General features: G+C 73.0%; 11 protein-coding genes. 4 read left to right on the top strand and 7 right to left on the bottom strand.

Annotated elements, in window-relative coordinates; all coding sequences use genetic code 11:
- From VR45_RS19040 to VR45_RS19025, 4 genes are all read right to left on the bottom strand, one after another.
- Positions 1-676 (bottom strand): AMP-binding protein (locus VR45_RS19040; RefSeq protein WP_045940996.1); only part of this gene is annotated, 676 nt, incomplete at its 3' end.
- A gap of 119 nt (positions 677-795) precedes the next feature.
- Positions 796-1353, bottom strand: coding sequence for an SRPBCC family protein (locus tag VR45_RS19035; RefSeq protein ID WP_045940995.1), 558 nt, complete (start codon positions 1351-1353; stop codon positions 796-798).
- Between the two features lie 133 nt (positions 1354-1486).
- On the bottom strand, positions 1487-1918 hold the full coding sequence (locus VR45_RS19030) for a GNAT family N-acetyltransferase (protein WP_045940994.1): 432 nt from the start codon (positions 1916-1918) through the stop codon (positions 1487-1489).
- A 15-nt stretch (positions 1919-1933) separates the two neighbouring features.
- Positions 1934-2632 carry a TetR/AcrR family transcriptional regulator gene (locus VR45_RS19025; protein ID WP_045940993.1) on the bottom strand — a complete coding sequence of 233 codons (699 nt, stop codon included), beginning with the start codon at positions 2630-2632 and terminating at the stop codon, positions 1934-1936.
- 117 nt (positions 2633-2749) lie between these two features.
- On the opposite strand from VR45_RS19025, the gene VR45_RS19020 reads away from it, so the two are divergent.
- From VR45_RS19020 to VR45_RS19005, 4 genes are all read left to right on the top strand, one after another.
- Complete coding sequence (locus tag VR45_RS19020) at positions 2750-3133, top strand: VOC family protein (RefSeq protein ID WP_045940992.1); 384 nt, start codon at positions 2750-2752, stop codon at positions 3131-3133.
- Between the two features lie 151 nt (positions 3134-3284).
- Positions 3285-4631, top strand: coding sequence for an FAD-binding oxidoreductase (locus tag VR45_RS19015; protein ID WP_045940991.1), 1347 nt, complete (start codon positions 3285-3287; stop codon positions 4629-4631).
- Positions 4632-4783: 152 nt separating this feature from the next.
- Positions 4784-5305: a SigE family RNA polymerase sigma factor gene (locus VR45_RS19010; protein ID WP_045940990.1), complete on the top strand. Its 522-nt coding sequence runs from the start codon at positions 4784-4786 to the stop codon at positions 5303-5305.
- Positions 5302-6237 carry a hypothetical protein gene (locus tag VR45_RS19005; protein WP_045940989.1) on the top strand — a complete coding sequence of 312 codons (936 nt, stop codon included), beginning with the start codon at positions 5302-5304 and terminating at the stop codon, positions 6235-6237. The genes VR45_RS19010 and VR45_RS19005 overlap by 4 nt, the downstream gene beginning before the upstream one ends.
- 90 nt (positions 6238-6327) lie before the next feature.
- Here VR45_RS19005 and VR45_RS19000 read toward each other — a convergent pair whose 3' ends face one another.
- The 3 genes from VR45_RS19000 to VR45_RS18990 form a co-directional block, all read right to left on the bottom strand.
- Positions 6328-7014 (bottom strand): 2-phosphosulfolactate phosphatase, encoded by a 687-nt coding sequence (locus tag VR45_RS19000; RefSeq protein ID WP_045940988.1) that lies wholly within the window; start codon positions 7012-7014, stop codon positions 6328-6330.
- A 48-nt stretch (positions 7015-7062) separates the two neighbouring features.
- Entirely contained in the window at positions 7063-7608 is a 546-nt protein-coding gene (locus tag VR45_RS18995) for a Uma2 family endonuclease (RefSeq protein WP_045940987.1), read from the bottom strand.
- A gap of 215 nt (positions 7609-7823) precedes the next feature.
- Entirely contained in the window at positions 7824-8048 is a 225-nt protein-coding gene (locus VR45_RS18990; protein WP_045940986.1) for a hypothetical protein, read from the bottom strand.
- Between the last annotated feature and the right edge of the window lie 408 nt (positions 8049-8456).

The raw sequence follows: 8456 nt of genomic DNA, 5'->3' as shown, positions 1-8456 counted from the left end.
GGACGAAGGAGACATGGATGGCGATGGTCTCCCGGCCCGGGACCACCGGCCGCAGCACGAGCGCCTGCGGCCGGTAGCGGGCCTCCAGGGTGCGGCCGGTGTGCACGGCCAGCTTGGGCGTGCCGGTGGTGCCGGAGGTGTGGGTGATCAGCGTCGGGTGGTCCGGTGGCGCGGTGACCGGCGCGACCCGGGGCGAGCCGGCCAGGGCGGCCAGCTCGACCGCCCCGGGGTGGCTGCCGGAGGCCAGCAGGACGGTGGCGGCCAGCTCGAAGACCTCGGCCGGCAGCTCCTTGGCGAGCTTGACCGCGTCGGTGACCAGGAACGGCTCGTCGGTGCGGCGGACCAGCTCGGCGACGGTCCCGCCGTCCAGCTGGGGCGAGAGCAGCACCGGGACGGCGCCGATCCGGGCCGTGGCACAGGCGAGCAGGGTGATGTCGAAGCTGTTCGACTTGTGGACCACCACCCGGCGGCCCGGCCGGACCCCGGCGGCCCACAGCCGGGAGGCGTGGTCGTCGACCAGGTCGGCGAGCTCGGCGACGGTGGACCGCCGGCCCAGCTCGGGGGCGATGTCGAGGTCGTGGTCGAGGATCACCACGTTCGCGCCGTTCCGGACGGCGGCCCGCTCGAAGAGCGTGCCCAGTCGGATTCCCCGGTTGGCAATGCGCTGAAGGAGCACCGTTCCGCCCTCTCGTGGGATTAGGGTCGCTGTGCTTTCAGGGGTTCCGTCCCGGGGCTGTGCCGCCGGGACGCTGTGCCAGGAGCCTTTTTCGGAATCTCTTCCAGGGGGGGATCGGGTCAGTTGTCCTTCTCGACGACCCGCTTGATCCGCTCCAGGGTCACCCCGAGGTCGGCCGCGACCTTCTCGCCCCACTCGGCGAAGAAGCGGCGCTTCGCGTCCTCGTCCATCCCGGCGGTGATGCCGCGGATCCCCTCGGTGGCGGCGCCCATCCGGAAGTGGTGCACCAGCACGCTGTGGTCGGCGTCCGGGTCCGCGCCGGGGGCCACGTCGAAGGCCCAGACGCTGTCCTGGGCGCGCCCGCCGGTGTCCCGCATGGCCCAGCGGAAGGTCCGGCCGGGCTCGGCCGCGACCACCTCGGCGTGGGTGTACCAGGTGCCGCGGACCACCGGCGCCCAGGCGACCACGTCCGGGCTGCGCAGGTTCTCGCCGCGGAACACCGAACCGACCTCGGCGGGCGCGCCGGAGATCCAGCTGCCGCCCTGGCATTCCGGGCTCCACTCGCCGCAGCGCGGGAGGTCGCTGATCACCGAATAGATCTCGTCGGGGGTGGCGGAAATCCGGATCTCGGCCCGGGAACGGAAAAGCGGGGCGTTTTCTGCGCTGTTTTCTCCCATGGCCGGAATCCTGGGTGGCGGCCCGCGGGAGGGTCAAAGGCGTACCGACGGGTCCGTCAAGTCCGGCCGTGGACCTGACACATCGCGCCCGGAACCGGTTCGGGGGCCACCGGCCGGATGTTAGAGACGTGTCCTACAGCTCGAGGCCGAAGTGCAGTGCGGTGACCGCCATCCGGTGTGCGTGGTAGAACCGGTGCGCGCCGTGGTTGGCCGTCCCCGAGTCCAGTTCGATCCGGACGCAGCCGGCCGCCGCGGCCCGCTCCCTGAGCACCGCGAACAGCCGCCCGCCGACCCCGGCCGAGCGGGCCGACGGCGCGGTCACCAGGTCGTCGACGAAGAACAGCCGCCCCCGGCTGGTGGCCAGCACCCGGTGGGCGGCCACCGCCAGGCAGCGCCCCCGCCCGTCGTACGCGGCGGTGAACACCAGCCCCTGGGCGTGCGCCTCGGCCGCGAAGGCGGCGAAGCCGGCCGCCCCGAGCGCCGGACGCAGCGCCAGCAGCAGCGGTGCGACGTCCCGCAGCAGCGCGGGCCCGTCCGGCCCGACGTCCACGAAGGTGAGTTCCATCGCCGGTGACCGCCCCTAGCCGGGTGCGCCGTACACCGCGAGGAACGCCGCCACGCCGTGCTCGACGACCTCGGAGATCCGCTCGGCCGGCATCGGCAGCGCGCCGTAGAAGGTGGGCTGGGCGACGGCGAGGAAGGTCAGCAGGTTGAGCATCCGGGCGGCCTCCGCCGGGTCCGGCACCACCAGCAGCCCGCGCTCGGCGAACTCGGCCATCCAGTGCGTCAGGACCCGGTGGGTCTCCCGGGGCCCGGCCTCCTGCCAGGCCTCCAGCACCGCCGGGCGGATGTGCAGCGCCTCGGCCTCGATGGTGCGGACCAGGGCCCAGTGCTCGGCGAAGGTGGTGAGCGAGTCGACCCGCTCCAGGCCGAAGTCGACGAGGTCGGTGCGCAGGTCGACGATCTTCCGCAGATGGCGGTCGGCGATCTTCGCCTGGGTGGCGGCCACCGCGGTGGCGCCCTCCAGGATCACCGACCGGAACAGCTGCTCCTTGTCGGCGAAGTGGTTGTAGATGGTCCGCTTGGAGACGCCGGCCTCGGCGGCGATGGCGTCCACGCTGGTGCGGGTGAAGCCCTCGCGGCCGAACACGGTGCGCGCCGCGCGGGCGATCGCCACCCGCTTCTCCGGCATGCCGCGGCGCGCGGTGGCCGGGGCGGCATCCGCGTCGGCGGGTCTCGCGTCCGGGGTGGTCGCGTCCGGGGCGGTCTGTTCGGTCACGGGGAAATCCTCCTTGCAGTGCACTACATCGTGTAGTTTACGACATGCTTGACGTGAAGCGGACTTCAAGTCCTACGCTCGTCGGTACGTCCGGAAGTCCCAGGAGGGAAGCGTTCCATGGCCGTTCAGCTGAACCACACGATCGTCCCGGCACGGGACGACGAGGAGACCGCGCGCTTCCTGACCGAGATCCTCGGTCTGGCCGCCCCCGTGCGCAGCGAGCCCTTCCTCGTCGTCCGGCTCGCCAACGACGTCGCGATGGACGTCATGCGGATCGACGGGCCGGTCCCCACCGGGCACTACGCCTTCCTGGTCGGGGACGAGGAGTTCGACGAGATCCTCGGCCGGGTCCAGGACCGCGGGATCACCTACTGGGCCGACCCGTTCCACCGCCACGCCGGTCGCGTCAACGACTGGTTCGGCGGCCGCGGCGCCTACTTCGAGGACCCGAACGGCCACAACCTGGAGATCATGACCCGCGCCTCCGGCGCCAGCCGCTAGGGCGCCCACGACTGCCCGGCCGCGGCCCCGGGGGGAGGCCGCGGCCGGGCCCCGCAGCCGTGACCGTCCGTCAGAACCCGTTCGTCGGCGACCTGACAGAGATCGGATACGGACGGGATTGCTCCGCCCCCGCGCGGGTTAGCCTCCCGGCATGATCGAGACCAAGGGGCCGGTGCACCGGCCGGGAGACGACGAGTACGACGCCCGACGGACCGGCTACAACCTCGCGCTGGACCACCGCCCGGCGCTGGTGGTGTCCGCCGCCGACACCGCCGATGTGATCGCCGCCGTCCGGTACGCCGCCGAGCACGGCCTCGCCGTCGCCGTCCGCGCCACCGGCCACGGCATCTCCGTCCCCACCGACGGCCAACTGGTGATCGACACCGCCGCGCTGGACGAGGTCGCCGTCGACCCGGTCGCCCGGACCGCCACCGTCGGGGCCGGCGTCCGCTGGCGCCAGGTGATCGACGCCGCCGCACCGCACGGCCTCGCCCCGCTGAGCGGCTCCAACCCCGACGTCGGCGCGGTCGGCTACACCCTCGGTGGCGGCATCGGCCTGCTCGGCCGCGCCCACGGCTTCGCCGCCGACCACGTCCGCCGGCTGGAGGTCGTCACCGCCGACGGCCGACTGCTCGGGACCGGTCCCGGGGCCGAACCCGACCTGTTCTGGGCCCTGCGCGGCGGCAAGGACAACTTCGGCATCGTCACCGCGATGGAGATCGACCTCGTCCCCTGCTCCGGCCTCTACGGCGGCGGCCTCTACTACCCCGCCGAATCCGCCGCCGCCGCGCTGCACGGCTGGGCCGAGTGGAGCCGGACCGTCCCCGAGGAACTCGCCACCTCCGCCCAGCTGATCCGCTACCCCGACCTCGACGCCGTGCCGGAGCCGATCCGCGGCCGCTACGCCGTCGTCCTGCGGGTCGCCTGGAGCGGCCCGGCCGAGCAGGGCGAGGAATGGGTCCGGCCGCTGCGCGCCTTCGGCACCCCGCTCCTCGACACCGTCCGCGAGCTGCCCTTCACCGAGGCCGGCACGATCCACCACGAGCCGCCGTTCGCGCACCCCGCGTACGACCGCAACACCGCCCTGCGCGAGTTCACCGGCGCGACGGCGGACGCCGTACTGGAACTCGCCGGACCGGACGCCGACAGCCCGCTGATCGTCGAGATCCGGCTCCAGGGCGGCGCCTACTCGCGCGAGCCCGCCGTCCCGAACGCCGTCGGCGGCCGGGACGCCGGCTACCTGGCCTTCTCCACCAGCATGATCGGCCCGGTCGCGCTGGACGGACTGCGCACCGCGCACGCCGCCCTGCACGAGCGGCTGCGCCCGTGGTCCACCGGCGGCGCGCTCGCCAACTTCTTCGGCCTGGACGACGCCGACCCGGCCGTCGTGCGCACCGCCTACCCGGAGCCCGTGCACCGGCGGCTCACCGAGCTCAAGGCGGTCTACGACCCGGGGAACCTCTTCCGGCTCAACTTCAACATCCCGCCCGCCGGCTGACCCGCCCGCTCCTCCGGTCTTCCGACCTTCTAACCTTCCAGTCTCCTGACCTCCTCGTCTGCCCGTTCGGACTGCCCTCGCGGACCACTCCGCGGACCGCCCCGGCAACGGTTCGCGGCCGGCGCGGGCTCTGGGTGGACGAGGAGGTACTCATGGGAGCCAAGAAGGCCGAGCGGGACGCCGATTTCAACGCGTTCGTGACCGGTGCCTGGCCACGTCTGATGCGAACGGCGTTCCTGCTGACCGGGGACCGCTACCTCGCCGAGGACGTGGTGCAGACCGCACTGGAGCGGACCTACGCCGCCTGGGGGAGGGTCACCAAGGCCGACGAGCCGTACGCCTACGTGCGCCGGATCGTCATCAACGAGCACGCCCGCCGCTTCCGGCGCCGCGTCCCGGAGCAGCTGGTCAACGCCGTGCCGGAACGCACCGGCCCGGACGGCTTCGCCCGCCTGGACGAGCGGGCCGCCCTGCTGGAGGCCCTCGGCACCCTGCCGCCGGGCCAGCGGCAGGCGGTGGTGCTGCGCTACTGGGAGGACCTGAGCGAGTCCCAGGCCGCCGCCGCCATGGGCTGTTCGGTGGGCACGGTCAAGAGCCAGGCGTCGAAGGGCATCGCCAAGCTGCGCGAGGTCTCCTCACTCATCACCATGACGAGCATCGGAGGTGCGGCATGAACCGCGACGAGGCGCAGGCGACCGAGGTGGCGGGCGGCGAGGAGGTGGCCCGGGCACTGGCCGGGCTGGTGGAGACGATGGAGACCGGCCCGGCGCCGTACCCGGCGGTGCTGGCCGGCGGCCGGCGGCGGGTGGTCCGGCGGCGGACGTCCATGGGCGGGGCGCTGGCGCTGGCCCTGGTCGCCGCCCTCGGCGGAGTGGCGGCGGTGAACGGTGGGGCCGGCGGACCGGGCGGCGGCACGACGGCCGTGACGTCGAGCGCGGACGTGTCGACCGTGCTGACCCCGGCCGCCGGAGGGCCCGCCGCGACCCCGGGCGCCCCCCGCGACCCGCTCGTCCCGACCCGGATCCAGGTGCTCGCCGGCACCAAGGACGGCAAGCCCTGGAGCGTCTGGGCGGCCCTGTGGCCGGCCCCCGGCAAGGAGGGGATCCGCGAGCAGGCCCGGCTGATCTGGCAGGAGGACGCCGACGCCGGCTCCCCCTGGCCCGCGCCCACCGAGGAGTACATCACCCGGTACGGGACGCCGGACGCGGACCACGTGGTCTTCTACTACATCCAGGACGGCAAGCGGCTCGCGCGCTCCGACGAGACCTTCGTCGCGCCGCCCGGGAGCCCGGTGGGCTTCTACTACGCGGACCGCTCGGTGTCGGGCAACTTCGACCACTTCTGGTTCGGCGCCCAGGCCAAGAGCGGCGCCGACGACCCGCTGTACACCGTCCCCAAGGTGGACATCGGCCTGGTGCCCCCGGGCGTCGCCCGGGCCGTGATCGAGTGGGCCGACGGCGTCACCGCCGAGCCCGCCATCCTGTCCCTCGGCGACTCCGAGGCCCGCTGGATCGGCGCCGCCAAGCGCGGCGTCCCGGCCGAACTCCGGCTCTACGCGGCCGACGGCTCGCTGATCGACACCAAGAAGAAGTGGGCGGAGAACTGACCGCCCACTGACCCCGGTCCGACCCGGCGGGCCCCGAGGAGTCCACTCCACTCCTCGGGGCCCGCCGCGCCGTCGGTCGGAGGGTGCGGTTCAGGGCGTCGAGGGCACGGCGACCGGCCGCAGCACCGTCAGCGAGTCCTCCTGGGCCGCCACCATGGCGAAGGAGAACCGGTCGAGTTCGAGGCAGAGCGCGACGTCGTCGGGATGGGCCCCCTCGCGCACCCCCTGCGCCAACTCGCCGGCGGCCCGCGACCCGGCGGCCCGGCGGAGGTACGGGTCCGCGTCCGTCCCGTCCCCGGCGGCCCTCCCGGCGATGTACTGGGCGCACGCCAGGTCCTCCTCGGCCCGCCCGTCCTCGCCGGTGACCACATAGGTGACGCTCCCGCACCCCCGGTCCCGCAGCAGCCGCGCCGTCGCCCCCGCCACCACGAAGCCGGCGCACAGCACCAGCGGGGCGTCCTTCACCGCGAGCGCGCCGACCGTCCCGGCGGTGGTCTTCTGCACCACCGTCCGCCCACCGAGGTCCACGCCCCGCAGCAGCCCCGGCGAGTTGACGGCGTCGAACCCGGGCGCCGCCGCCCCGTCCTTGAGAGCCACCCACCCCGGCTGCCGGGCCTTGAGCGCCAGCGCCTCGTCCAGCGATCCGGCGAGAACGATCTTCTCGGCCCCCCGCTCGAAGGCCCAGGCCGCCACGGTGAACGCACGCATGACATCGACCACGACCGCGACGGCCGGAACCTCGGCCACCTCGTCGATCCCGAGAAAACTGGAGTCCATGCCCGCCATGATCGCGGGCCCCGCCTCCCCCGCCCACCCCTTTTCGGGTCAGTACGGCAGCAGGTCACCCGTGGCCAGGTCGAAGCCGAACGGCTCGGGGATGTGCAGGGTCTCGCCGAACTCGATGTCCTCGCGGCGGTGGTACTTCGTGCCGTCGGGCCGGCTGAACAGGGTGACCGTCTTCTGCCGGGCGTCGACCAGCAGGTAGAGCGGGATGCCCATCAACGGGTAGTCGCGGACCTTCCCCACCCAGTCGTTCTCCGGGTTCGAGGGGGAGACCAGCTCGACGGCGACGGCGGCAAGCTCGGCCGGGACCTGGTTGGCCGAGGTCTCCAGGGCCTCCCCGGGCAGATAGGTCAGATCCGGGTTGCGGCTCTTGCCGACGGCGGGCGAGACCAGATCGGTGTTCTCGCTCGGCAGCAGTTCGGCCGGGGCGTGCCGGTCGAACTGGCGGCGGACCAGCAACAGGTTCCGCTGGTGGATGCCCGAGGGGCTGACCATCATCACGATGGTGTCGCCCGAGATCTCCACCTTGAAGCCGTCGGGCAGGCTCCGGCGGGCTTCGTCGAGGAGGGCGAAGTGCTCCGGGTTCATGCGCGCGGTCTCCTGGGTCTGCCGGGCAACACGTCTCAGCGTAGTCCGCCACCGGGCCCGGACATGCGGAAGGCCCGGAGAGCGGGCTCTCCGGGGCGGGGCGGCGTCGACACCGGCGTCAACCGGCGCCGCACGTCCTCATGCTTCTGATGGGCGGAGTCGAGGGCTGTCCGCCCTCGCGCCGGTCGGCGTGCGAGTCGACCGGGCGCCAGGGGTCACAGCCGGAAGAGCTTGGCGAAGGGTGCAGTGATCCGCTCCGTTCGTGAGCCGAAGTCGACCAGGACGGCGAGCTCGCCCTCGACACCGATGGCGCGGCCGAGGCCGTACTCGTCGTGCGTCACCCGGTCTCCGACAGCGAATTGCTTGGGCGGCGGCGGGGCCGGAGCCCGACGGAAGGGGCTGGTGGGGAGGTGGCGCCGGGGCGCGGCTGAATTCGTCATCCTGGCCAGTATGCGCCTGATTTCGGCGGAGCGGGCGGCTTGATCCGCCGGATATTTTGGATCTTGGCCGACGGGAGGGCACGAGGGCGCCCGCCCCCGGTGCGCGGGGGCCCCGCCGACGGGGGCGACCGCCCGGCGCCGCCGCAGGTCGGAGCCACGCCGGCGAACTGGCCAGGGAGAACTCCCCCGTTGGGGTGCGGACCCTGCTACAGTCGTGATAGTTGCAGTTGTGGTTCCCATGAACTTTGTGTGCGCCTGCTGGTTCTGACCGCAGGCGTATTTTGTTACCCGGCCATTTCCCCGGGTGGGTCATCATCGCGGCGACGCGAAACTCACGACCTGTGAGTTTCGGACGTCCCATTCGAAGGATATTTTTAATGGCTAACGGCACTGTGAAGTGGTTCAACG

This window comes from Streptomyces sp. NRRL S-495, from assembly GCF_000966955.1.
Taxonomy (GTDB): domain Bacteria; phylum Actinomycetota; class Actinomycetes; order Streptomycetales; family Streptomycetaceae; genus Kitasatospora; species Kitasatospora purpeofusca.
The sequence above is the reverse complement of the archived record's forward strand: the minus strand, read 5'-3'. Positions and strand labels throughout refer to the sequence as shown.